Below are 23529 nucleotides of genomic sequence, written 5' to 3'. Positions count from 1 at the left end.
ACCTTACTCCTCTTCCTCTTCATAACCAAAATGCGACTTGGCAAACTGTGTGATCATCCGTCCTCGCGGCGTGCGCTGCAAGAATCCTTGTTGCAATAAATAGGGCTCGTAGACATCCTCAATCGTCTGAGCGTCCTCACCGATGGTCGCAGCGAGCGTCTCAAGCCCGACCGGTCCACCTCCGAACCGCTCCACCATGGCTCTCAGTAACCGATGATCGACTTCATCGAGTCCGAGCGCATCGACGTGTAGCCGGTCGAGCGCATCAGATGCGAGCACTGGATCGATTTCTTTCGTACCAGCCACTTGTGCGAAATCACGGACACGACGCAAGAGACGGTTTGCAACTCGTGGCGTACCTCGTGAGCGTTTCGCAATCGCACCGCTCGCCTCCGGTGAAATCGAGAGACGGAACAACTGGGCCGTCCGGCTGACGATGGCCGCTAACTCATGAGTTTCGTAATATTCGAGCTTCAACGTGACGCCGAAACGGTCACGTAAAGGCGCCGACAACATCCCGGCCCGTGTCGTCGCCCCGACAAGCGTAAACGGTGGTAGGTCGATGCGGACGCTACGAGCCATCTCCCCTTGCCCATAGACGATGTCGAGACAGTAGTCTTCCATCGCCGGATAGAGGATCTCTTCAATCGTCCGGCTCAAACGATGGATCTCGTCGATGAACAAGACGTCTCCCGGCTCGAGTGTCGAAAGGATTGCGGCCAAATCACCCGGTCGTTCAATTGCCGGTCCGGCGGTCGTCTTAATTCCGACGCCCATCTCGTTGGCGATGATTTGGGCGAGCGTCGTCTTCCCGAGTCCCGGGGGACCGTATAAGAGCACGTGGTCGAGCGTCTCACTACGAAGTTTAGCGGCCTGAATGAAGACCGACAAATTGCCTTTCGCCTTTTCTTGCCCGATATATTGCTCGAAGCGCTGCGGACGTAAGCTCCACTCTTCAGAGTCTTCATATTGCTGATGAGATTGTGACAACAATCGTTCGTCCATAGCTTCCTCCTTATTTCAGTAACAGCTGTAGCGCGCGTTTTATGTACGCGTCGGTCGTCAATATTTCTCCGCTCAATGCTTTGCGGACTTTTAGGATTTCCCGTTCAGAGTAGCCGAGCGCGAAGAGCGCCTCACACGCCTCATCGAGTTCAGATGCACCTTGGGCAAACAACCCTTCGTTCGGCACATAATCCGGTGCGAGCTCGGATAACTTCCCTTTCAAGTCGAGCGCCATCTGTTTGGCCGTCTTCTTGCCGACTCCCGGGAATTTCGTCAAATACTTCTCGTTCTCGGTTTCAATCGCATCGATCAACGCGTCGATATCGCCGGACGCGACGATGGCAAGCGCACCTTTTGGTCCGATCCCGCTCACGCTGAGGAGTTTATTGAACAGCTCACGCTCACGACGTGACCGGAAACCGTATAACGTCTGTTGGTCTTCACGCACATAATGATGCGTAAACACGATTACATGTTCGTCTTGTTCACGATAAAAAAACGGGTTAGGCACATGTACTTTGTAGCCGACGCCCGAGACATCTAACGTTATATATTCCGCACACACATAGGCGACGGGTCCTTTTACGAATTCAATCACGATGTACTCTCCTTTTTGGTCGGAAAAACTGCATTTATTGTACCATAATGGGCGACACGAAAAAAGGACAGGCGTTTACCTGTCCTGAAGCGATTACCGTGCAAGCATTCGTTCAAGTGCGCGTTTCGACCACTCTGTCGTCTCATGATCGACGCGAATGACGTTCACAGGGTCCGTCTCGAGTGACTCGAGCGCCCAGAGAAGATGTGGCAAGTCGATTCGATTCATAGTGAGGCACGGACACATGAATGGGTTCAACGAGACGATATCAAGATGTGGGTACGTTGCCGCCAACCGGTTGACGAGGTTCATCTCCGTTCCGACCGCCCACTTCGTCCCAGGTGCACTCGCATCAATCTTGTCGATGATATATGACGTCGATCCCGCCTCGTCTGCCAATTGGACGACGTCAAACGTACACTCCGGATGGACGATGATGCGACGATCCGGCTCACGGTCACGGAACGCCTGAATTTGCGATACCGTGAACTTCTCATGGACAGAACAGTGTCCCTTCCATAAGATGACTTTCACTTGATCGTCTTCGCCTTCTGAGACCAATTCTTCACGGAGCGGATCCCAAACAGCCATCGCCTCGAGCGGAATGCCGAGGTCGAACGCCGTGTTCCGCCCGAGATGCTGATCGGGAAGGAACAAGATGCGTTCACCTGCCTCAAGCGCCCACCGGACGATTTCATGGGCGTTCGACGATGTGACGGTCGCCCCACCGTGACGACCAACGAACGCTTTGATGGCCGCTGTTGAATTGACGTATGTAATCGGGATGATGTCCTCTCCAAATCGTTCCGTCAGTTCTTCCCAAGCAATCTCCGTCTGATCGATATCGGCCATGTCTGCCATCGAACAGCCGGCACGCATATCAGGTAAGACGACAATCTGGTCGTCCCGTGTCAACATGTCTGCCGTCTCTGCCATGAAGTGGACACCACAAAAGACGATGAATTCGGCTTCGCTCATCTGTTCTGCGAGTCGTGCGAGCTGGAGCGAATCCCCTGTCGCGTCCGCGAATTGAACGACCTCGTCTTTTTGATAATGATGGGCCGGTAAAAAGAGACGAGTCCCGAGTCGGTCTTTGACCGCCTGAATCCGAGTCTCCATCTCCTCCACTGACAGGTTAGCGTACGTCGGTGGGAGTGTTCCGAGTAGTTGCATCTTTCATTCCTCCTTGTAAATTCAAACTGCAATCGAACGCGCGGACCGAATGAGTCAATTGACCGAGCGAGATGACATCGATGCGAATGCCTTGATAATCGTCAATCGTGTCGAGTGTGATCCCACCAGACACTTCAATTTTGATGTGTGTCGGTATATGACGGACCCATTCCCTCAATTCATCTGGCGTCCGATTATCAAGCATCACGATGTCCGGATCGGCTTGAACCGCCTCCATCAGATGTTCGAACGACTCGATTTCGACTTCAATCGGGGTCGTATGACCGACACGCTCACGCGCGACTTGAATCGCGTTCGTTACACCACCCAGTGCGACGATATGATTGTCTTTGATCATGACGGCGTCATCGAGTCTTAAACGGTGATTGTATCCCCCACCGACACGTACGGCGTACTTCTCAATCATCCGAAGTCCCGGAGTCGTCTTCCGTGTATCGGTCACGTGTATCGAGTCATCATCTAGCGCATCGATGCACTGCTTTGTCATCGTCGCAATCCCACTCATATGTTGGATGACATTCAACAGCACACGCTCCGTCTCTAAAATTGCGCGTGTCTTTCCTCTCAAGACGACGAGATCGTCTCCAGGGACAACCGCTCTCCCGTCTTCTTGGCAAAAGACCAATTCAAGCCGCTGCATAGTTGCCAGCTCTTCTACGATTGGCTTCCCACAGAAAATGCCCTGTTCTTTGGCAACAATCGTTGCGATCGACTCGTCCTGTGCATCAATCAGCGCACTCGATAAGTCCCCATAACCGATATCTTCAATCAAGAACTGACGTAGCTGTTCGCGTAGGTATATCGTGTTCATCATACCGCTCCATTTCGAGGATGCTTTGCGCGAGAAGACGCGCCGCATCGAGTTGTAAAGTTTGTTCACTTAATTGTCTTGTCACGTGTTTCGTCATGGTCAACGTTTGGGTATTTTGTAAGAAACCTTTCAATTCATCAAGACTTGGTGAAATCGTCAACCATCTTCCAATTTGAGCACGGAACGCTTGAAACGCCAAAGGTGAGATGTCGTACACCAGCGTCTCCTTCGTCACCATAGCCGTCCTATTCAAACGCACCGCCCGCGCGACTCGTTTTCCAAACACCCAACATTCCAAAAGTGAGTTCGAGGCTAAACGATTCGTCCCATGTATACCCGCATCCGCCACTTCACCGACGGCATATAATCCGTCAACGCCTGTCCGTCCCATATCATCCACTTCGATTCCACCCATATGAAAATGGAGACCTGGACGTACCGGAATGCGGCGAGGATCAATCCTAAGTTTGTCACATGTCAAAGCAAGTTTTGGAAACCGTTCACGAAGCCGTGTCACGTTTGTCGTATCGAGATAGACCGTTCCCATCCGTTCTGTCAGTACCCGTGCCACGTCATCTCGAGGCGCGAGACTCCCGAGCGGATGATGCGCCATCACGTGATTCCCTTCGTCATCAACGAGCGTCGCTCCGGCTCCCCGGAGCGCTTCGGTCACGAGGTGAGGCGTTTCGGTCGCCAGTAAGGTGGGGTGAAATTGGATCCGCTGTAAATGTGTCAGCTTGGCCCCACATCGATTTGCCAGAACGAGACCATCACCGGTCACGGTACGCGCGTTTGAAGTCCAATCGATCAGCCCACCGATGCCACCTGTCGCCAATACGACAGCGCCGGCTTCAATTCGAATGGGCACTTCATCACGAAACGCCATCGCGCCGACGACTTTCCCGTCTTTCGTAATGAGATCGTGCACGAGCACCCGTTCCAATACGTTCACGTTATCAGGCATCGACTGACGCAATTGCCTCATGACATGACGTCCCGTCTCGTCGCCACCGACATGAAAGATCCGATTCAATCGGTGTGCGCCTTCTCGTCCGAGGGCATAGCCGCCCTCTTCATGATCGAACTGGACACCGAATCGTTCCATTTCTTCAATCGCTTGACGCCCTTCTTCTACGAGAATGTCGACGCGCTCAGCGAACGATGTGTTTTTAGAAGCGAGCATCGTGTCTTCTTTATGGGCCGTACTCGATTTCTCAAGATACGCGCTCGCAATCCCGCCTTGTGCCAAATCGGAGTTACTGTCTGTCATCTCACCTTTTGAGACGAGAAGAATGGAGAATGATTTTGATAGATGCAAAGCCGTTGCGACGGCGGCAAGTCCCGTTCCGATAATCAAAATGTCAGTTTTCTCTATGTGTAAAGACACTTGTACATCACCTGTTTTTCATATGTAATGTTGACTTGTAAACTAGTTTCGCATAATTTTGTGTAGAAGACAACATGAGAAAAGGGGAGTCCATGATGAACCGCTACTTCGACTACGCCGCTACACACCCGATGACGCATGCAGCATTAGACCATTACGTGGCGATGGCCAAAAACGTTTATGGAAACCCATCATCACTCCATACCCAAGGTTATATGGCAGAAGATTATTTGACAGAAGCAAGACGCTTGATCAAACAGGCGCTCGGTCTTGATATGTTACGAGGAAAATTATTATTCACCGGAAGTGGATCGGAGAGCAATTACATCGCACTGACAAGTTTACGTAAACGGATGAAGGGCAAAGAGGTGATCACGTCTTGGCATGAACATGATTCGGTCGCCCTCTTACTTGAAGAGTGGGAACGGGAAGGAATAATCGTTCATCGGTTGAAACTGAAGGATGGGAAGTTTGATTTAGATGCATTCACACACCTACTCGACCGTGACATCGGGCTCGTCACGCTCCAGCATGTCAATTCCGACACAGGCTGGGTGTTACCGCTCCACCACATCCAATGCCTCTTGAAATATAAGAAAATCCTCTTCCATGTGGACGGGGTCCAGGCACTCGGGAAAATCCCGATTTCTGTCGAAGGCATCGATGCCTATTCGTTCAGTGCTCACAAAGTAGGTGGACCGAAAGGAGTCGGCGCCCTCTACATGGAACGTCTGATTCCTCCCCCATACTATCCGGGGCATCATCAATACGGGATTCGTCCCGGAACGATTGACGTTCCTGGAATCAGTGCCTTTGCAAAAGCACTCGGAGAACGTCAGGAACAATTGACACGTTTTCAGAGAAATTTCATGGCGTTTCGTGCTATCTTGAAAGAGAAGACGTCAGCGCATGTCCATTGGCTCGAGTTTGATGAACAAAGTCCCGCCATTTTCTCCTTCGTCTCCCATCAACGCGACGGACAATGGTGGATGACCGAGCTCGACGATCTCGGGTTCCAAGTATCGGCTGGGTCGGCATGTCGAGCAGGTCAAAATGGACCAAATCGCATGCTCGAAGCACTCGGATATGAGACGAGTGCCTGTCATGGACTCGTCCGCATTTCCTTCGGCGCGCAAACGACCGCCGAAGACACATCGGCCCTCGCCGATGCCATCGTCATTTTAGCAAGGAGAGTCGAACATCATGAACAAACGTTTAGCCGGTGAAGAACGCCGTCGCACACTATTACAATTGATTGAATCGAGCAATGAGCCAATCACAGGATCTGAACTGGCAAGACATGTATCCGTCAGTCGTCAGGTCATCGTCCAAGACCTATCGTTGCTAAAAGCGAAAGGCCATCAAATCGTCGCGACCGCTCGTGGGTATGTCTACTTGCATGGAGACCTCACCCCCTCCACCTATTCGAAAAAGGTAGCCTGTCGTCATACGGCAGAAGAGATGGAGACGGAGATGAACGCCATCGTCGATGAAGGGGTCACCATCAAAGACGTCATCATCGACCATCCTGTATACGGGTCTATCACGGGACAACTCATGGTGAAGAGTCGCCGCGACGTCCGCGCCTTCCTCGAACGAGTGAAGACGCATGGGGCTTCCCCGCTCTCCCAGTTGACGGGTGGCTTCCATATCCATACGCTCGAATCAGACCATAAAGAGGCAATCGATGCTGCGGTGAAAGAATTGGACCGCCTCGGGATTCTCGTATCCGAATTAGATTGAAGAGACGTCACGAATATGTGACATCTCTTCTTTTTCTTTTCAGTCATGTCCGTTATACTGATGGATGGAACATCTTTCCTGAAATCATTTGAAAGGAGGGCTACGTCTTGAACGTCCTCGAGCATCTACTCGCCATCTGTGGGGTCTTCAGCATTCCCATCGGTATCTTGGTCCAATTCATCCCGAACGAACTCGTTCTCGCATACGGAGGCTTCCTCGTCGACTCGCATGACGCGCCCTTCTTCCTGACGTTCCTACTGGCGTGGGTCTCCTTCACGCTCAGCCAAATCGGTCTGTACTGGATCGGTCGATATGGTGGGCGTCCCGTCGCGCTCAAACTGTATCGGTATTTTCGAATTCGGCAAGACAAGCAACTCCGGGCCGAGCGCTGGTTTGAGAAATACGGTGCATGGATCGTCTGTCTCAGCCTGTTTTGGCGTCAATTATTCGCAGTGAGCGCCGGGGTGATGCGTCTATCGTTCCGTAAGTTTTTGTCGGTGACGACCTTGATTTTCGCCGTCTGGTCATTCATCTTCATCCATGTCGGGATGATGCTTGGTAGCAACTGGCGCATGATCGGCCACTTCATGGACGATGTCATCCCCTTCTTGGCTCTTGCTGTCGGGATTATCCTCGTCGTTCGACATGTTCGTCAGCAACCAAAACGTGTGAAAGAATCCGCTTAACTGGAGCGGATTCTTTTTTTGTTGGAAAGGGAAACGCTAATATCTGTCGAATAAGAACCATGTAAGCGAATCGCGGTCACACATATAGGACACCGCACAACGAAAAAGGAGGAATCATCATGTTCCATCGCCGTAAAACGTATACGATTCGACCTGAACGCCTGCAAGAATTCACCGACTTTTTCCATACATACATTTACCCGATCCAGGCGTCGCATGGCGCCCGCCTCGTCGGACGCTGGGTGACCGAAGACAAGTCCGAGGTCATGGCACTATGGGAATACCGGGACCGTGAACACTATGAGCAAGTCGAGCGGGATTATCGTGGCAGTACGTTGCGACGAGACGCCATGAAACAACGGGCTCGCCTCGGAAAAGAGCTGTATATCAAGTCAAGCGAAGAGTTCATGATGCCGACCGGTCACTATACGCCGCCGCGTGCGATTGTCTGTGTGACAGCGTATATCACGAATGAGGCAGGTGAAGTTCTCCTCGTCAAAAACATGCATCGGAACGACTCGTTCGAGATGCCTGGCGGACAAGTGGAAGAACATGAGTCCATCGTGGATGCCATCCATCGTGAAGTACGCGAAGAAACCGGTGCGGAAATCAAAGTAGAAGGGGTCACCGGGATTTATCAAAACGTGTCGTCCCGCGTTCTCTGTGTCACGTTCCGCGCGAAATATGTATCCGGTGACCTCAGACCGCAGGCTGGCGAGACACAGGAAGTTGGCTTCTATAAAGTCGACGCAATTAACGTCGGTGACTACATCAAACGGGAGCACTTCCAAATGCGCTTCCTCGATGCGATCGACCCGACATACATGCCTTACGCCATTTATAAAGTCCGACCATATGAATTGATTGAGCGAATTGAGCGCCAATCCGTATGACGCAAAAAGGGATGACTCGCATATAGCGAATCATCCCTTTTGTTTATGCTTCTTGCATGTCTTCTTGCTGAGATTGTCCAGTCTCCACTAACAGTTTCCGGACACGGCGTTTCTCCACATGGAGAACGGTGAACGTCATGTCTTGATACGTGACTTGTGCACCTTTCTCCGGGATGTCGCCGAGCAATTCAACGAACCAACCGCCCATCGTGTTGGAATCGACGTCTGGTTCTGCAATCCCCATCTCTTCCGCGAATTCATCAACGTTCATGTCAGCCATACACTCATAGACTCCTTCACGGAGACGTCTGAGATAGACGACGGATTCGTCGTGCTCATCCCAGATGTCGCCGACGAGTTCTTCAAGCATGTCTTCTAACGTGATGAGACCCGCCGTGCCCCCGAATTCATCGAGGACGACAGCCATGTGAGATTGTTTCTGCTGGAGAATCGGAAGTAGTTCAATCAATTTCGTCTGCGGTGACACGTACGTGAGCGGGCGGATGAGCGAACGGACATCCGTCACTTCATCCTTCATCATCGAACGCAAGAAGTCACGTTCCGACAAGACACCGATGACGTTGTCAATCGAGTCTTTGTAGACCGGCAAACGCGAATGTCCACCACTGAAAATCGTGTCCTTGATTTCATCGAGCGAATCGTCGATGTCGACGGCCAGAATATCGATTCGTGGCGTCAGCACATCGTCGACCGTAATATCGTTGAAGGCAAAGGCGCTATGGACGAGCTCGGCTTCCGTCTCTCCGAGCACACCTTCCTCTTCTCCCATATCCACGAGCACTTTCAACTCTTCTTCCGTCACTGACGGTTCTTTCGTACTCATCCCGAACAGACGGAGCACTAATTTTTTCAAACCGCCAAAAATCATCGTCACCGGTTTGAGGACTTTGACGAGGAATACAAGGATTCCACTAATCAGAAGCGAGTAATTCTCCGCAAACTCTTTGGCGAGCGACTTCGGCAAAATCTCACCGAAGATCAAAATGATGACTGTTGTCGCAAACGTCGAGATGACGAGACCTGTCCCGCCTGAGAAGATGCTCGTGGCGATGGCGGTCGAGACGGTCGCGGCACCGATGTTGACGATGTTGTTCCCGACGAGAATCGTCGAGAGGGTATCATCAAAACGGTCGACGAGACTGAGGACACGTTTTGCGGCTTTGTCACCATCTTCCGCCATCCGAATCATCCGGACCCGGTTCACACTCGAGAGCGCCGTTTCTGCTGATGAGAAAAACGCTGACAACATGACGAGAACTACATATAGAATTAAACTTGACGAGGGCACAGGGTCCACGTTAGCTTCACACTCCGTTTCTTCTTAACAAGTAATTTTTTTTTATTCCACAAACTCGAATTCGAAGTCGAGGATTGCCACGACACTACCGTCCTCGGCACCCAACTTACGAAGATCGTCATCGACGCCCATTTGACGCATTTGACGAGCAAATCGTTTGATTGACTCATCATGGTCAAAGTTCGTCATCTTGAAGAGTTTCTCGATACGAGGGCCCGTGATCACGAAGCGATCGTATTCATCGATGTGGATTTGATAGCCTTTCTCTTCCTTCTCATAACGATACACGACACGAGGCGTCGCTGTCTTCTCTTCGAGCTCATCGAGTGGGAATTCTGGTGTCGTATCGACAAAGTTCGCCACTTCGATCAACAAGTTACGAAGACCGTCTTGAGCGAGTGCTGAAATCGGGAAGACTTTGACATCGTCTCCTACCTTCTTCTTGAACTTTTCAAGATGTTCCGCTGCGTCCGGCATATCCATTTTGTTTGCCACGACGACTTGTGGACGCTCGAGGAGACGTAAGTTGTACGACTCGAGCTCACGGTTGATCGTCGTGTAGTCTTCGAACGGGTCGCGCCCTTCCATACCACTCATATCGATCATGTGAACGATAACTTTCGTCCGTTCGATATGGCGAAGGAACTGGTGACCGAGACCGACGCCTTGGCTCGCCCCTTCGATGAGACCTGGAAGGTCGGCCATGACGAAACTACGGTCGTCCGCTGTCTTGACGACACCGAGGTTCGGTGTGATCGTCGTGAAGTGGTACGCACCGATTTTCGGGCGTGCCGACGAGACGACAGAGAGAAGCGTTGACTTCCCGACAGACGGGAATCCGACGAGACCGACGTCTGCGAGGAGTTTCAACTCGAGACGCAACTCACGTTCTTGACCTGGTTCCCCGTTCTCCGCAATTTCCGGAGCCGGGTTGGCAGGCGTCGCAAAACGACAGTTCCCGCGACCACCACGACCGCCTTTGGCGATCGTCGCTTGTTGGCCGTGCTCGGTCAAGTCTGCGATGACGGTATCCGTCTCGGCATCGAACACGATCGTGCCAGGCGGGACTTTGACGATGAGCGGTTTCGCTTTACGTCCGTGCATCCCTTTGGACATCCCTTTTTCGCCATCATGGGCGATAAACTTCTTCGAATAGCGGAAATCAACGAGCGTCCGCAATCCTTCCTCTACTTCAAAGATGACGTCCCCACCGTGACCACCGTCACCACCTGCAGGACCACCGTCTGGAACGTATTTCTCGCGACGGAAAGCGACCATCCCTTTTCCGCCGTCTCCAGCTTTTACAAAAATATTAACCTGATCGACAAACATTTATTTCCCCTCCTTTATGTGAAACGTAGTGGTATCTACGTTCTGTTCGTACACATCGGCTGATGCCTTCACATCGTCCGGGACAGCGCCCGTGACGCGAACCATCAGTCCGTCCGTGAACGTCACATGAATCGGCCCATCCGTGTTGTCTAACAAGCGGACAAGCATCTCTGCCACTCGCGCGTCATCGATGGCGAGTTGGTCGGTTGAAATCGTATACGTCATCCGTCCCTCCCAATTCGCTTGAATCACGACTAGGCTCGTCTGTGGCACGTTCAAACGAACGAGCGCACTCTCTTCGTCGGCCTGTTTCCGATAGCGTTCGTAAAGTTCCTCGAGCTTAGTCGGATCGAGAGCCACATAGAGCGAGATCAATTGAAGCCGATTCATCCATTCGTGACGGACGGTCGATAAGAGCTCGAGTGTCTGTTCTGAATCCATTTGATCCTCTCCTAGAAAAAAAGACTCTAACCAAATAAGTGGCTAGAGTCTTCTGCGTCGTTCAACTTACGCGACTGGGTAAACGCTCACTTGTTTCTTGTCGCGACCAAGACGCTCATAGCGTACTACGCCGTCAACTTTCGCAAACAAAGTGTCGTCGCCACCACGGCCAACGTTTTCACCTGGGTGAATCTTTGTACCGCGTTGGCGGTAAAGGATTGATCCAGCTGAAACTGTTTGTCCGTCAGCGCGTTTTGCACCGAGACGTTTCGAAATTGAGTCACGACCGTTTTTAGTCGAACCAACTCCCTTTTTCGAAGCGAAGAACTGAAGGTTCAATTGTAACATGAGGTCCACCTCCTATTGTTCAATTTGGATATATTCACCGTAGCTTTGGGCGATCGTGTCTAACTGCACGAGCATCCCTTCTAATAACAGTTGGGTGCGTTCCATATCCTGCGGTGATAAGTCAGGATACGTCTCGACATAAAAGTAACCACCCTCTGTTTGATCTGCCATTTCTACAAGAAGCGATTGACCTGCAAGCGTTTCGACGGCGTTATAGGCACCAAAGATGATGGCTGAAACACCGGCGCACACCAAGTCAGAACCAGGTTCTGCAAAATTGGCATGACCAGTCACTTCGACGGAGCGAATCGAATTCGCCTCGTCTCGTCTTACCTTGACCCGAATCATAGCTTACGCTTCGATTTTCTCGATGCGAACTTTCGTGTAAGGCTGACGGTGACCTTGCTTACGACGGTAGTTTTTCTTAGCTTTCATTTTGAAGACAGTGATTTTCTTAGCGCGGCCGTGTTTTACCACAGTACCGACAACTTTAGCGCCTTCTACGAGTGGAGCGCCGACTTTAACATCGTCACCACCAACGAAAAGAACCTCACCGAATTCTACAGTACCTTCGACATCAGCATCGAGTTTTTCGATGTAGATCTCTTGACCTGCTTCAACTTTGATTTGCTTACCACCTGTTTTGATGATTGCGTACATATACGTGCACCTCCTTGTTAAACTCAGACTCGCCATCCTGGGCAGGGCAAAAACCTTTAAAAACCCGTTCTGTGCGGTTGTAGCCATTTGGGTGCTTCCAAACGAACTAACGTTATAGATAATACCATTCTCAATTAATCATTGTCAACGACGAGATAAGAAATTCTGACATTCTTCGGACGTCCCATAAAAGACGAACTCCGGCTCCCCTTCGACGAGGTGCACCTCGATGTCAAATCCGTGCCAAGAAGCGTCATGCCACTTCTTAGGGAGTGCGAGCACGACCGCTTCGTATTGATCATTCAAATCAAGGAGCGACCGTTCAAACTGTGAGAAGATGGCCAATTTTGAAGGCTTGCCGGCATGAAACATCCGGTCTTGAATCGAGCGACCGGTCCGTTCTCGCGACAGCTCGAACAGCCCCATCCGTGTGAAACCGTACACTTCGACACGTCGTGGGTCACGCGCCCCGAGTTCTTTCATCTTTTTAAGGAGACGGGTCTGTCCTTCTTTTGAACCTCGTAAGAAATCGATGACGATCATGCCGCCGATGTTTCGCAGGCGCAACTGCTCCATGATTGAATAGAGCGCGGCTTCATTGATGGTATCGGCCGCACGCCCCTTATCTTTGACGGCGACATTTTTGCCACTGTTCACGTCGATGACGGTCATCGTCTCGACTTGTTCGATCAAGACGAACGCCCCACCATCCAACCAGACGGCACGACTCTCCAGTTTCTCGATGGCTCCATCGAGACGTTTCGCTTCAGGCATCCGTCCTTTTCCGATATGACGGTTCACCGGGACATCCAATCGTTCGAGTCGCGTTTGCCCTTCTTTGTCATTCAACAGCACGGACTCGACTGCATGACGTCTCACGAATTGTTCGCATAGTAGCTCGTCTTGCCCGAACCGTTGCTCGATCACTATGGTCGAACGGTTACGCAATCGATTCAGTTCTTCCTGTAACGCTTCGGGGGCCACTTGTCCGGCTTCCGTCCGAAATAAGACTCCTTCCTCTTCCTTTAAGTCGAGCGCCTTTGAGAGGCGGTCCTGCGTGACGAGGTCGAGTTTCCGGCTGAACAGTTGCCGACGTCCAAATGGGAAATACACAAGATATCGCCCACCGAATCGAATGTTCTCTGTCACTTTATGATGCTTGCCGTTGATTCCTTCTTTTGTCACTTGGACGAGTCGCTTTTCTCCGACGACTGCCGCTTGCCCGATGGCGGGCACTTCCGGATACGAGGCGAGCGCACGGAGCGTCTCTGCGATTGGGAGAAAGTATGTCGTCTCCCCATCCGTCAAAAAGGCTGCCCCGAGTGACGGGTGGATCCTTTCAATTGCGGCTTCGACGATGGTCCCGACAGACAGTTGGTCGACAAACCGTTCCTCGACTTCGAGTAATCGTTCGCCGTCCACGAGCATCGCCCGTTCGATGGAAGGTGTTCGTTCGTAGATTAGCTTCATCTGCATCACTCCTTTCGACAGAAAAAGGCAACTTCCGTTGCCTTTACGCTTTTTTCATTCCAAATTTCATCATGAGTCGTGCCCAGAAGCCGACCGGTGCCGTCTCCGTCTGAATCGACATGAGCGGGACCGATTCGCCAAGAATACGGCGCGTGATGTTCCGGTAAGCCTGCCCGGCATAGTTGTCCGGATTCATCGTGACCGGGACACCGCGGTTCGCGGCTGCGATGACTTCCTCATCGTCGATGACGACACCGAGTAAGTCAATCGACAGGATGCGCATGATGTCATCGATGTCGAGCATGTCGCCCGATTCGACGAGATGATTCTTGACTCGGTTGACAATCAGTTTAGGCGCATCGATATGTTCCGCTTGCTCGAGCATCCCGATGATTCGGTCTGCATCTTGAACCGCCGCTTTTTCAGGTGTCGTGACGACGATCGCCTCATCCGCACCGGCAATCGCGTTCATGAACCCTTGCTCGATTCCAGCAGGACAGTCAATCAAGACGAAATCATATTCCGTCTTCAACTGGTCAACGATTTCTTTCACTTGTTCAGGATTCACTGACGTCTTGTCTTTCGACTGTGCGGCCGGGAGTAAATACATCTCCTCGAAGCGTTTATCGCGGACGAGCGCCTGATTCAACTTACATTGACCCGTGATGACATCGACAAGGTTATAAATGCTCCGGTTGTCGAGACCGAGAATGATATCGAGGTTACGCAATCCGATATCTGTATCGACGAGACAGACCGAGTGTCCAGACAAGGCGAGCCCCGTCCCGATGTTGGCGGTCGTCGTTGTCTTCCCGACGCCCCCTTTTCCTGATGTCACGACGATGGCTCTGCCGTTTTTAACTTCTTTTTCTGTATGTACAGGCTCCACTACTTGCTCCATTCCACTCACCCTCTCTGTAATTCCATTGCATATGCGTCTTTCAGACCTGTCATGACGTGGCGGAGACGTGTCATCTCAATCCCATCACTCGTCTGATACGCACAACCCATCTCAATCTCAGGAAGTTCTTCCCCGTCATCGGCTGTGAGTACATGTTCGCCGATTGCTAAAAACTTCGGATGGAGCAGGCTCGCGGTGATGACCGCTTCTTCCCATCCTTCGACACCGGCGCGTACATTTCCTCGTATCGTCCCTAAACAATAAATACTTCCTGTCGCCCGGACCTCTGACCCAGGATTGATATCCCCGATCACGAGCACAGAACCGTCAAACGTCAAGACTTGCCCACTCCGAATCGTCCCGCTGTGATAGTGGAATGTCTTTCTGCCGTACGTCGCTTTCGCTTCTTCTGTCAACATGACATCGCTCGACAAGTCTTCAATATAAAAAACGCCATGACGAGCGACGACCTCACGAATTTGACGTGACAGCTCCTCGTCAATATAACGAGTACCCGCGTGCAACTTCAGGGCAATCTTTCCGGACGGCGGCTCCATTTCTTGTAATGTCGCTTCTAAGTCCGTAAGCACCTCGTCGATGCCACTCTTCGGATTGAAGTGAATGGCAATGCCGTTGCGATGTCCTTTAATCGTAATGTGTCGTTTACGCTCCATCATGGCTACCCTCTTTTCGCAACAGGGCGTGTCGTCACATAACGCGTCATCGGATAATAAAGAATCACGATGGCGATGGCATTGACGAGCATCGTCCCTGGAATCTGTTCAACCAATAGTGTTTGAATCGTCATCAACGTCCCACCAATCGCCGCCATGATCCCGTAAATCGCAAAGGTGAAAACGAGAATCATAAACGTGAACGTAATGGTGACGGAGAAGAAGTTCTCACCTATATATTTTAACACGAAGCTGGCTAAGAGAGGAATGAGTGAAAAAGTAAATACATAGATTCCAATCAGGTCGGTGTAGACGATATCATACAGCAGTCCGAATACAAGCCCAAACCCGAGTGCCGTCTCCCATCGACCGTACAGACTGACAAACATCAACCCGATCAACGTCAACAAAAGAAACGGCGTGGCGTAGTGCCAAGAAAAAATCGATGCCCATGTTCCTTCAATAAGAAAAAGGAGGAACAGGGCGATGAACACTTTCATGTTACTCACCCGCTGCTCCTCCTTCCTCGGGACCCGTTAAAAACGGTTCGTCTAGTGTCCGATCAATCACGTACATTTGTGAGAACTCATTGAAGTCGGCCTCCGGTTTAATCCGGGCGACTTGTGAGACGCCATATTCATCCGTCTCGATCGATTCGATCGTACCGATGACGAGTCCAGCCGGATAACGTCCACCGAGTCCGGACGTCGATACGATTTCTCCTTCTTTCAGCTTGACGCTATTCGATACTTTCGTGAAGAACAATTCATTCGTCTCCGTGTCGAATCCGTCTATCGTCCCATACGTCGGTTTGCCGTCCGCATCTTTGACCACAGCCGAGACGTTGTTCGTCCGGTTGTTGTCGCTGAGCAGTTGAACTTGCGACGTATAAGCACTCGTCTGAATGACACGACCGACCATCCCGCTCGCTGCGGTCACGGCCATGCCCTTTTCAACGCCGCGTTCTGAACCGACGTTGATGGTGACGTAGCGTTGCCAATCGTTCGGTGTCCGACCGATGACCTCCGCCGGAATGAGGTCGAAGTCACGTAACGACTCGTCTCTTGCTTCGACCATCTTTCGAAGCTCCTCATTCTCACGGCGCAAATCATCCGCTTCAACCGATACCTCGGCGTACTTCGCCAAATGTTCTTTCAGCTGGCGGTTCTCTTCGTAGATATCGCGGACATCTGAGATGGACGAGACCGTTGAGTCCATCCACCCGATTGGTACCGCGAACACTCGCTGGAACGTGCCGACCACATCACGCGTGACATCTTGGTACCAGGCTGATTCCGATCGTCCTCGAATCGAAACACCTAAAATGACGAAAAACAAGATCAGTACAATTAGCGTGATGATGAGCTTTTTATTACGTACGAATCGGCTCATCGTGTCTCACCTCTCATCGACGTGACGAGATGCCTGATTTCGAACGGAGGACGTCCATCATTTCAAGAGATTTTCCAGTCCCGACCGCTACGCAGTCGAGTGGCTCATCCGCAACGAGTGTCGGGATGTGTGTCTCGTCTGAGATCACGTCGTCCAAGTTTTTGAGGAGGGCGCCGCCGCCAGTCAAGACGATTCCGCGGTCCATAACGTCAGCCGCAAGTTCTGGAGGAGTTTGCTCAAGCGTTTGTTTGACCCCTGCTAAAATCGCTTCGACTGTATCAGAAAGAGCTTCACATACTTCTGCAGACGTGACTTCGATTTGTTTTGGAAGTCCTGTTACGAGATCGCGACCACGGATTTCCATCTTCTCCGCTTCGTTCGATGCATCGATGCGCGCCGAACCGACTTCCATTTTGAGCGTCTCAGATGTACGCTCCCCGATCATGAGGTTGTACTTGTTCTTGATGTAACGAATAATGGCATCATCCATTTCGTCACCACCGACACGAATCGATTGGCTTGTCACGATGCCGCCGAGTGAGATCACTGCGACTTCGGTCGTACCGCCACCGATATCGACGACCATCGAGCCAGTCGGTTCCCAAACTGGGAGACCTGCACCGATTGCTGCCGCGAACGGTTCTTCAATTGTGTATGCTTCACGAGCGCCTGCTTGTTTCGCAGCGTCTTCCACGGCACGTTTTTCAACAGACGTGATACCGCTTGGGACACAAATCATGACGTTCGTCTTCGATGAGAACAAACCGCCTTTTGATTTTTGAGCTTGCTCCATGAAGTATTTGATCATCGTCGCTGTCGTTTCGAAGTCAGCGATGACGCCGTCTTTCATCGGACGACGTGCAGAGACGTTCCCCGGAGTACGTCCAATCATATCTTTGGCCTGGTTACCAACGGCCTCAATTCTACCTGTATCTGTGCGGAACGCCACGACGGACGGTTCACGAACAACAATTCCTTGACCCTTTACATAAACGAGCGTGTTAGCCGTTCCAAGGTCGATTCCGATTTCTCGGTTAAAACTACGAAACATAGGTGTTGCTCCTCTCTTCATTACACTATTTTTTATTATAACGGAAAAATCATGTTTGAAAACGTTCATTCGATTACAGGTTATTTACAATAACCGCATCTCAGTCCTGTCTCACCGTCTATTAGTTTGCCTTCTTTTCGGCAAAAAGGCAAATCAAAAAAGCAGACGTAAGTGAGCGTCTGCCTAAGGAGAGAACGGTTACAATCCCGGTCGGAGCGGAAGCAGTAACATCGCTCCGTAAAAGAATACCGAGAAAATCAACACCGGCCGAAAGAAGCGGGATGGCTTGAGTCGGGTCGCTCCTGCCAAAAAGCTCGATGTCGTCACGACGAAAATGTAAATTCCGATGTACATGAGCAGGAGACGGACTAGTACCGTCCAGATGCCGAGTTGATTGAGTTCATTGAAAGAGAGCACGATCATACCGAGATAAGCGATGAGCAATAGAACTCCTACGCCAACACCGACGAGCGGCGAGACACGGTCGAGCCAGTGGTCCTGATCGAACCGCATAAATAGCGCTGTGCTCACAAATAAAAACAGGATGAACACAACGATCGAGAAGATGGTTGGTTCTAGATGTATGTAACTCACAAAAAGCGATAATCCGACCATCAGGATCCAAATTATTTTTTCCATAAAAACACCTCATTTGTTTTCTAATCAACATCCAGATTCGATTAGAGAAAACTACTTTAATTGATCACATCACAACTTTTTCAGTGTGACGAGAATAGATTGTTGGATCAGATCATGCCGCTGTTCTTCGTTTAAACGGACATATAGACTCTTCAAGAATGTTTTCACATTATGGACGACGTACCAATATTTTTCCTCATCATCAAGATGTTGCCTACATTCTTCTAAGTGATGTGGAAGCTGCTCTACATAGCGATGAATGACTTCAGAATCCATCCCTCGTTCGAGTAAACGTAGGAGCGGATTGATGAGACGTTCGTCTTCATCATGCGCCAATACCTCAGAACGCATGATTTGATTGATAATGACGTGGAAGAGTTCCGGAAATGACGATGGATCCAGTTTCGGATTTGCGATCAGTTCGTCCACCGCATCTGCCGCGTGGGCAATCGAATGGGCCCATCCCTTGCCATTCACATAACCTCTTGTATCTCTCTCGAGCTGAAGATATCGAATCAAACCTTCCGCTGCCTTCCGTAATTGGTCTTCTGTCAAAAAGTCCTCTTCAACGTCTCGATGCAGAATCAAAGCCATCAATAGAGTCGTGAAAGCTCTCGTGAAGACAGCGTCCGACTGCGTTTCCTCAATTCTATGAAACAAAAGAGCATGCAAGGACGTCTCAAGGAGTTCACTCATCTTGTCGAAATCGATGTCTTTTTGTTCGATGATGAGGCGAAAGAACATCGTGTATATGAGTCGATCACGGAGTTCGCCGTCCGGTGACCCGATACGCTGAACCATGCTGGTGAGAATGGCTTCTTTGTTTTTTTCGTAATACGTCAAATCCCCATCTTTCATCATCTGAAGGGTTTCTTTTAATTCGTTTTCCGACAGTACATTCATATGCGTACACCGCTCTTCTCAATTTGATTCATCATCTACTCTTTAGCCAAATGACAGTTTAAATAGCGCTGTTCATTCAGACCTTTCATTCGGATGTTGTGATGATTCTTCTTCTCCGGAATAGATCATCCACAAACTCAACATCAAACAAATCAATCCGCCCAGACCAGTCGTGATCAAGGACAATTGCTCACTAAAAAAGGATTTACTGACTGCTAAGAAAAGAAGAAATCCCCATCCGATCACATTCCATATCGTAATATGCGACAAATTAGACACCTCCCGTGCGCAAAGTAATTCATAATCATTTCTGCTCTCTTCGAATTTTACATCTCCACTTATCATTTTCCAACTATATCCAAAATTTAATGAGGTACCAGTTCTCTCGTAAACACAAAAAAGCAGACATCACGATGCCTGCTCTCTACTCCTTACCCATTCATATATCCCCGCTGCTTCATGCTGACGTAATGGTCTTCCCCGATGATGACGTGGTCGAGACAAGCGATGCCGACGATATTGCCTGCTTCGACCAATCGTTCAGACACCTCGATGTCTTCCCGACTCGGGGTCGCGTCCCCGCTCGGATGATTGTGCACAGCGATAAAGCATGCCGCCGACAACTTGAGCGCCTCACGAAACACATCACGCGGGTGGACGATTGACGAGTTGAGCCCTCCGACGAAGAGCGTCTTCCGCGCAATCAGTTGGTTCTTCGTATTCAAATACAAACAGACGAAATGCTCCTGATTCAACAGTCTCAATTCATCCCGCAACAACTCATAGGCGTCTTGCGGCGAACGAATCGTCGGCATACTCGCTTTCGGTTCCTCGACGTATCGAATCCCGATTGTGAACGCGGCGAGGAGTTGCTCCGCCTTCTTCTTCGTCATCCCTTCGATTTTACATAAATCGTGAACGGACGCTTGTGACAGCGCCCGTAACGTCGGGTAGACGTCCGAGATACGACGAGCCGTCTCCATCGGGTCCGGTCCCCGTCCTCCGATTTGAAGCAATCTGGCGATGGCGGTCTCTACACTACGGTCAAGCACCATGGTCATTCCTTCACCTACTTTCAAGTTCACAGGAAGCGAGGCGTCACCCCATGCTGGTCGAGCGTCTTGACGAGCGGATGGATCGGCAATCCAACGACATTATAAAAATCCCCTTCGATTCCTTCGACGAAGAGACCACCCGATCCTTGGATCCCATACGCACCCGCCTTATCGTAGGGCTCTGTCGAATCCAAATAATCCGCTAGCCAGGTTTCAGGAATCTCAGCGAACGTCACACGCGTCGTCGTGACGAACAAATCTTGGGACTTACCGATGATGCTCACACCCGTCAGCACTTCATGGGTCGAACCGGATAATCGTTCAAGCATCCGTTTCGCATCCTCCCGGTCTGTAGGTTTCTCTAAAATGATGCCGTTCAAGACGACGACCGTGTCCGCGCCGATGACGATGGCATCACGGTGATGCCTTGCCACGTCCATCGCTTTCTCCCGGGCCAGACGAGCGACGTAATCACTCGGTATCTCCCGACCGTCCGTCCCTTCCGTCACGGTAGATGGGATGACCTCATGTTTGATTCCTGCTTTCGTCAATAGCTCGGTACGTCGCGGTGACATCGAGGCGAGAATGACACGCTTCTGTGTTGAATTCATTGTATCGACTCCTTCTCTTCTTCCAAAACGGCGTTCCTTCCCGTTTCGGTCTTCACTGTTGATTGTAGGCAACGTGCCTCCTAAACACAATGACCCGCGACGAAAAACACGCCCCTTCAATTACGAAGGGACGTGCCGACTTATGGTGTCGTATAGTCGTATACCGGGATATCCTTTTGCTCAAACGCCGGTTCCGGAATGTATCGGTCTGGAACGAGTTGGTCGAGGTCCGGACGATAGAAGGCATCAAGCTCGACTGTAAACTCGAGCGACTGCACTTCTTCGACCGTATTCGGTCCCGTCTCGGCAGGTCCGGTAAATTGAACCGTCCGTAACACGTGAATCCGATTCATCGACTCGATCGACTCCAAGAAGGAGACGAGCGCTTCATACGTCTCTGCTTGCAAGTTGACCGTTGAACGGACCGTAGAAGCGTTGACAGGTGCAACGTCCGTTGGTTCAGCCGGTTCATTCGTCGCACTCACATCAGCCGGATTGAACGGCTCGACCGTTTCCCGCACTTCTGACTCAGCCACAACGCCATCCGCAAATGCGATACTTGTCACATTGACACCCGCAAGAAGACTTGCCTGCGACAACGCCTCAACGACCGTGTCGAGGGCAGGAACTGTTGGAACCCGTGTCTGAAGCGTCTGAGAGTCCGCTACATCAACGGCTTTTCCTTCTTGTCGCAATAACTCCAGTTTTGTTTGTTCGAGCGAGAGGTCACGTTCAAGCGCTTCGACCTCTCCTTGTTTGACGTAATACGTATAGCCAAAGTAAGCCGGTGCGATGATTGCGGCAAGGAGGCAAATCGCAAATAACGCGTAGATTGTCGAACGTTTCATTGACTCACCACCTCCTCATCCGTGTCCTCTTCCTCTGTCAACTCGTCTTCCACGTCTTGGAACATGAACGTAAACTCTCCGATATAGCGTGGAAGCGGATCTTCTTCTAATGAGTTTTCCTCTTCTTCTGCATCCACATCCGCTTTCAACTCCGTCGTCACACCGAGGAGTTTGACGTCGAGGAACCGCTCATCGGTCATGAGCGAGCGCTGGAATGCGTTCAAGTCTTCTAACGTCTCGAATTGAGTTCGGACGCTCATGATGGAGCCATCCGCGTAGTTATACGTCAAGACGTAGCCAGTAGGCGGCAACTGCTCAGTCAACGCGCGCAGTGCTGGGACCGCATCCTTTTCCATGTCGGTCAACGCCGTCACGGTTTGGTCGAGCGAGAGCACTTGTTGCGCTTTCGAATTCACTTGTTCGGTTTGGTAAATTTGAACGAGCTGTAACTCTTCTTCGATTCGCGTCTGTTCTGCTTTTAGTTGGTCGACCTCATAGTACAAGTATCCGGCCGCCCCTCCTCCGAGAAGAAGGGCGACGAGACCTGTCACGATCGGCCAACGGAGTGTCACGTCCGTCGAATTGATGAAGTTCGTGTCATTATCGCGCTGAAGCGTCGCCATCCCAAGGAGTGGCAACATTTGATGCGATAGCGGTGTCCCGTGAGCGATGGCGAGCGGTTGCTCGACACGCGTCACCGAGACGAGGGACTCAGCCTGAATCATACGGACGAGATCATCGACTTCCGGAACAGTTCCCGAGACGTATAACTCATCGATGGTCCGACCGTCCGTCCGCAGGGAATACCGATAGAAGTCGAGGAAACGAGCGAGTTCGTTCAACCAGTCATCCAACTGATTAGCCTTCATCTCGTCTGTCCCATCATATGTATAGGTCACGACACCATCTTTCGTCCCGACTTGATACGGGAGGTCCAGTTCGATCGAGCGGATGAAACGGATCTGCCCTTCCTCAAGGACGAGTAATTGATGTGAAAACGGCGTGATATGCCAGAGTAGCGTCGACTGAAGCGGATCAATCTCCGATAAACGCATGACCCCATTGGCGACCGCGACAGAACGTGGCGTGATTTTCTTCAACGCTAGACCACGTTTTTTCATGTACGCACGGAGCGACTTCGTCAATTCAATCGAAACGGCATGCAACATGACGTCCGTCTTGACCCCATCTTCTCCTAACACTTCGTAGTCGAACGACACGTCATCGAACGGCAAGATGATCGAGCTCCCGATTTCCATGAAGAGATAGCCACGAATCTCGTCCTTCGGAATCGAAGAAGGAATCTCGACTTTCCGTGACAACACTTCGGTCTCGTCCAATGCCACCGCACACGTCATCCCGCGTCGCACTTTCAACTTGCGACAGAGTTCATCGAAAGCGAGACTGAACGCCGTCTCATCGAGAATCTTCCCTTCTCCATACGCATCTTTTGCTAACTGAACCGAGGCGCTTCGTTTGAACACCCCTTGTTTGATGACGGCCCCGTGGATGCTGAGCGCATCAAACGAAAAATACGTGACCGTCCCTTTCTCTATCCCACGACTCATG

The 23529-nt window shown here is 51.0% G+C and carries 27 protein-coding genes and 1 other annotated feature; of the genes, 4 read left to right on the top strand and 23 right to left on the bottom strand.

Going from position 1 to position 23529, the window contains the following annotated elements; genetic code table 11:
• Positions 1-3 precede the first annotated feature (3 nt).
• The 5 genes from ruvB to KNO65_RS06310 all read right to left on the bottom strand — a co-directional run bounded on the left by ruvB (position 4) and on the right by KNO65_RS06310 (position 4995).
• Positions 4-1005 carry a Holliday junction branch migration DNA helicase RuvB gene (gene ruvB, locus KNO65_RS06330; RefSeq protein ID WP_078146571.1) on the bottom strand — a complete coding sequence of 334 codons (1002 nt, stop codon included), beginning with the start codon at positions 1003-1005 and terminating at the stop codon, positions 4-6.
• A 10-nt stretch (positions 1006-1015) separates the two neighbouring features.
• On the bottom strand, positions 1016-1603 hold the full coding sequence (gene ruvA, locus KNO65_RS06325) for a Holliday junction branch migration protein RuvA (protein WP_214782673.1): 588 nt from the start codon (positions 1601-1603) through the stop codon (positions 1016-1018).
• A gap of 93 nt (positions 1604-1696) precedes the next feature.
• Entirely contained in the window at positions 1697-2776 is a 1080-nt protein-coding gene (gene nadA, locus KNO65_RS06320; protein ID WP_214782670.1) for a quinolinate synthase NadA, read from the bottom strand.
• Positions 2739-3608, bottom strand: coding sequence for a carboxylating nicotinate-nucleotide diphosphorylase (gene nadC, locus KNO65_RS06315; RefSeq protein ID WP_214782667.1), 870 nt, complete (start codon positions 3606-3608; stop codon positions 2739-2741). The genes nadA and nadC overlap by 38 nt, the downstream gene beginning before the upstream one ends.
• Positions 3562-4995: an L-aspartate oxidase gene (locus KNO65_RS06310; RefSeq protein ID WP_214782664.1), complete on the bottom strand. Its 1434-nt coding sequence runs from the start codon at positions 4993-4995 to the stop codon at positions 3562-3564. The genes nadC and KNO65_RS06310 overlap by 47 nt, the downstream gene beginning before the upstream one ends.
• Before the next feature lie 95 nt (positions 4996-5090).
• On the opposite strand from KNO65_RS06310, the gene KNO65_RS06305 reads away from it, so the two are divergent.
• The 4 genes from KNO65_RS06305 to KNO65_RS06290 all read left to right on the top strand — a co-directional run bounded on the left by KNO65_RS06305 (position 5091) and on the right by KNO65_RS06290 (position 8317).
• Positions 5091-6221 (top strand): cysteine desulfurase family protein, encoded by a 1131-nt coding sequence (locus KNO65_RS06305; RefSeq protein ID WP_214691132.1) that lies wholly within the window; start codon positions 5091-5093, stop codon positions 6219-6221.
• Positions 6199-6738 (top strand): transcription repressor NadR, encoded by a 540-nt coding sequence (locus KNO65_RS06300; protein WP_074037482.1) that lies wholly within the window; start codon positions 6199-6201, stop codon positions 6736-6738. The genes KNO65_RS06305 and KNO65_RS06300 overlap by 23 nt, the downstream gene beginning before the upstream one ends.
• 107 nt (positions 6739-6845) lie before the next feature.
• A complete protein-coding gene (locus KNO65_RS06295; RefSeq protein WP_078146565.1) occupies positions 6846-7424 on the top strand; it encodes a DedA family protein in 579 nt (192 codons plus the stop codon).
• Between the two features lie 119 nt (positions 7425-7543).
• Positions 7544-8317 (top strand): NUDIX domain-containing protein, encoded by a 774-nt coding sequence (locus tag KNO65_RS06290; RefSeq protein ID WP_214782661.1) that lies wholly within the window; start codon positions 7544-7546, stop codon positions 8315-8317.
• A gap of 43 nt (positions 8318-8360) precedes the next feature.
• Here KNO65_RS06290 and KNO65_RS06285 read toward each other — a convergent pair whose 3' ends face one another.
• The 18 genes from KNO65_RS06285 to pilM all read right to left on the bottom strand — a co-directional run bounded on the left by KNO65_RS06285 (position 8361) and on the right by pilM (position 23528).
• Positions 8361-9626, bottom strand: coding sequence for a hemolysin family protein (locus KNO65_RS06285; protein ID WP_353047427.1), 1266 nt, complete (start codon positions 9624-9626; stop codon positions 8361-8363).
• Positions 9627-9677: 51 nt separating this feature from the next.
• Positions 9678-10967, bottom strand: a complete 1290-nt coding sequence (obgE, locus tag KNO65_RS06280) for a GTPase ObgE (protein ID WP_214782655.1) — start codon at positions 10965-10967, stop codon at positions 9678-9680.
• On the bottom strand, positions 10968-11408 hold the full coding sequence (locus KNO65_RS06275; protein WP_074037487.1) for a Spo0B domain-containing protein: 441 nt from the start codon (positions 11406-11408) through the stop codon (positions 10968-10970).
• A 66-nt stretch (positions 11409-11474) separates the two neighbouring features.
• Positions 11475-11756, bottom strand: coding sequence for a 50S ribosomal protein L27 (rpmA, locus tag KNO65_RS06270; RefSeq protein WP_015881155.1), 282 nt, complete (start codon positions 11754-11756; stop codon positions 11475-11477).
• Positions 11757-11768: 12 nt separating this feature from the next.
• Positions 11769-12104 (bottom strand): ribosomal-processing cysteine protease Prp, encoded by a 336-nt coding sequence (locus tag KNO65_RS06265; RefSeq protein ID WP_078146561.1) that lies wholly within the window; start codon positions 12102-12104, stop codon positions 11769-11771.
• 3 nt (positions 12105-12107) lie between these two features.
• Positions 12108-12416 carry a 50S ribosomal protein L21 gene (gene rplU / locus KNO65_RS06260; RefSeq protein WP_015881153.1) on the bottom strand — a complete coding sequence of 103 codons (309 nt, stop codon included), beginning with the start codon at positions 12414-12416 and terminating at the stop codon, positions 12108-12110.
• Between the two features lie 15 nt (positions 12417-12431).
• Positions 12432-12505: a sequence feature (ribosomal protein L21 leader region), on the bottom strand.
• A gap of 55 nt (positions 12506-12560) precedes the next feature.
• A complete protein-coding gene (locus tag KNO65_RS06255; RefSeq protein WP_214782652.1) occupies positions 12561-13886 on the bottom strand; it encodes a ribonuclease E/G in 1326 nt (441 codons plus the stop codon).
• Positions 13887-13929: 43 nt separating this feature from the next.
• The gene (gene minD / locus KNO65_RS06250; protein ID WP_015881151.1) at positions 13930-14787 is read right to left on the bottom strand and encodes a septum site-determining protein MinD; all 858 of its coding nucleotides are present in this window, start codon (positions 14785-14787) and stop codon (positions 13930-13932) included.
• 5 nt (positions 14788-14792) lie between these two features.
• Positions 14793-15461, bottom strand: coding sequence for a septum site-determining protein MinC (locus KNO65_RS06245; RefSeq protein WP_240499796.1), 669 nt, complete (start codon positions 15459-15461; stop codon positions 14793-14795).
• Positions 15462-15466: 5 nt separating this feature from the next.
• Positions 15467-15961, bottom strand: a complete 495-nt coding sequence (gene mreD, locus KNO65_RS06240) for a rod shape-determining protein MreD (protein WP_049759982.1) — start codon at positions 15959-15961, stop codon at positions 15467-15469.
• Position 15962: 1 nt separating this feature from the next.
• Entirely contained in the window at positions 15963-16853 is an 891-nt protein-coding gene (gene mreC, locus KNO65_RS06235; RefSeq protein ID WP_214782649.1) for a rod shape-determining protein MreC, read from the bottom strand.
• A 13-nt stretch (positions 16854-16866) separates the two neighbouring features.
• Positions 16867-17904 carry a rod shape-determining protein gene (locus KNO65_RS06230; protein WP_074037493.1) on the bottom strand — a complete coding sequence of 346 codons (1038 nt, stop codon included), beginning with the start codon at positions 17902-17904 and terminating at the stop codon, positions 16867-16869.
• A gap of 198 nt (positions 17905-18102) precedes the next feature.
• Positions 18103-18543, bottom strand: coding sequence for a hypothetical protein (locus KNO65_RS06225; RefSeq protein WP_214782646.1), 441 nt, complete (start codon positions 18541-18543; stop codon positions 18103-18105).
• 69 nt (positions 18544-18612) lie between these two features.
• The gene (locus KNO65_RS06220) at positions 18613-19446 is read right to left on the bottom strand and encodes a DUF2785 domain-containing protein (RefSeq protein WP_214782643.1); all 834 of its coding nucleotides are present in this window, start codon (positions 19444-19446) and stop codon (positions 18613-18615) included.
• 431 nt (positions 19447-19877) lie between these two features.
• The gene (radC, locus tag KNO65_RS06215) at positions 19878-20507 is read right to left on the bottom strand and encodes a RadC family protein (RefSeq protein WP_015881143.1); all 630 of its coding nucleotides are present in this window, start codon (positions 20505-20507) and stop codon (positions 19878-19880) included.
• Between the two features lie 20 nt (positions 20508-20527).
• Entirely contained in the window at positions 20528-21112 is a 585-nt protein-coding gene (locus KNO65_RS06210; protein WP_214782640.1) for a Maf family protein, read from the bottom strand.
• 140 nt (positions 21113-21252) lie between these two features.
• Positions 21253-21960, bottom strand: a complete 708-nt coding sequence (locus KNO65_RS06205) for a hypothetical protein (RefSeq protein ID WP_214782637.1) — start codon at positions 21958-21960, stop codon at positions 21253-21255.
• Complete coding sequence (gene pilM / locus KNO65_RS06200; protein WP_214782634.1) at positions 21957-23528, bottom strand: pilus assembly protein PilM; 1572 nt, start codon at positions 23526-23528, stop codon at positions 21957-21959. Before pilM ends, KNO65_RS06205 begins: the two co-directional genes overlap by 4 nt.
• Position 23529: the final 1 nt, after the last annotated feature.

It is taken from the genome of Exiguobacterium sp. S3, from assembly GCF_018617295.1.
Lineage (GTDB): Bacteria > Bacillota > Bacilli > Exiguobacteriales > Exiguobacteriaceae > Exiguobacterium > Exiguobacterium profundum.
Note: the sequence above shows the minus strand (reverse complement) of the source record. Positions and strands in the feature narration are given on the sequence as shown.

Bases quoted from the DNA above. Each gene is read 5' to 3' on its own strand.
- ruvB (WP_078146571.1), bottom strand. From the start codon at position 1,005: ATGGACGAACGATTGTTGTCACAATCTCATCAGCAATATGAAGACTCT.
- nadA (WP_214782670.1), bottom strand. From the start codon at position 2,776: ATGCAACTACTCGGAACACTCCCACCGACGTACGCTAACCTGTCAGTG.
- nadC (WP_214782667.1), bottom strand. From the start codon at position 3,608: ATGAACACGATATACCTACGCGAACAGCTACGTCAGTTCTTGATTGAA.
- KNO65_RS06305 (WP_214691132.1), top strand. From the start codon at position 5,091: ATGAACCGCTACTTCGACTACGCCGCTACACACCCGATGACGCATGCA.
- KNO65_RS06300 (WP_074037482.1), top strand. From the start codon at position 6,199: ATGAACAAACGTTTAGCCGGTGAAGAACGCCGTCGCACACTATTACAA.
- KNO65_RS06290 (WP_214782661.1), top strand. From the start codon at position 7,544: ATGTTCCATCGCCGTAAAACGTATACGATTCGACCTGAACGCCTGCAA.
- obgE (WP_214782655.1), bottom strand. From the start codon at position 10,967: ATGTTTGTCGATCAGGTTAATATTTTTGTAAAAGCTGGAGACGGCGGA.
- KNO65_RS06275 (WP_074037487.1), bottom strand. From the start codon at position 11,408: ATGGATTCAGAACAGACACTCGAGCTCTTATCGACCGTCCGTCACGAA.
- rpmA (WP_015881155.1), bottom strand. From the start codon at position 11,756: ATGTTACAATTGAACCTTCAGTTCTTCGCTTCGAAAAAGGGAGTTGGT.
- KNO65_RS06265 (WP_078146561.1), bottom strand. From the start codon at position 12,104: ATGATTCGGGTCAAGGTAAGACGAGACGAGGCGAATTCGATTCGCTCC.
- rplU (WP_015881153.1), bottom strand. From the start codon at position 12,416: ATGTACGCAATCATCAAAACAGGTGGTAAGCAAATCAAAGTTGAAGCA.
- KNO65_RS06255 (WP_214782652.1), bottom strand. From the start codon at position 13,886: ATGAAGCTAATCTACGAACGAACACCTTCCATCGAACGGGCGATGCTC.
- minD (WP_015881151.1), bottom strand. From the start codon at position 14,787: ATGGAGCAAGTAGTGGAGCCTGTACATACAGAAAAAGAAGTTAAAAAC.
- KNO65_RS06245 (WP_240499796.1), bottom strand. From the start codon at position 15,461: ATGGAGCGTAAACGACACATTACGATTAAAGGACATCGCAACGGCATT.
- mreD (WP_049759982.1), bottom strand. From the start codon at position 15,961: ATGAAAGTGTTCATCGCCCTGTTCCTCCTTTTTCTTATTGAAGGAACA.
- mreC (WP_214782649.1), bottom strand. From the start codon at position 16,853: ATGAGCCGATTCGTACGTAATAAAAAGCTCATCATCACGCTAATTGTA.
- KNO65_RS06230 (WP_074037493.1), bottom strand. From the start codon at position 17,904: ATGTTTCGTAGTTTTAACCGAGAAATCGGAATCGACCTTGGAACGGCT.
- KNO65_RS06225 (WP_214782646.1), bottom strand. From the start codon at position 18,543: ATGGAAAAAATAATTTGGATCCTGATGGTCGGATTATCGCTTTTTGTG.
- KNO65_RS06220 (WP_214782643.1), bottom strand. From the start codon at position 19,446: ATGAATGTACTGTCGGAAAACGAATTAAAAGAAACCCTTCAGATGATG.
- radC (WP_015881143.1), bottom strand. From the start codon at position 20,507: ATGACCATGGTGCTTGACCGTAGTGTAGAGACCGCCATCGCCAGATTG.
- KNO65_RS06210 (WP_214782640.1), bottom strand. From the start codon at position 21,112: ATGAATTCAACACAGAAGCGTGTCATTCTCGCCTCGATGTCACCGCGA.
- KNO65_RS06205 (WP_214782637.1), bottom strand. From the start codon at position 21,960: ATGAAACGTTCGACAATCTACGCGTTATTTGCGATTTGCCTCCTTGCC.
- pilM (WP_214782634.1), bottom strand. From the start codon at position 23,528: ATGAGTCGTGGGATAGAGAAAGGGACGGTCACGTATTTTTCGTTTGAT.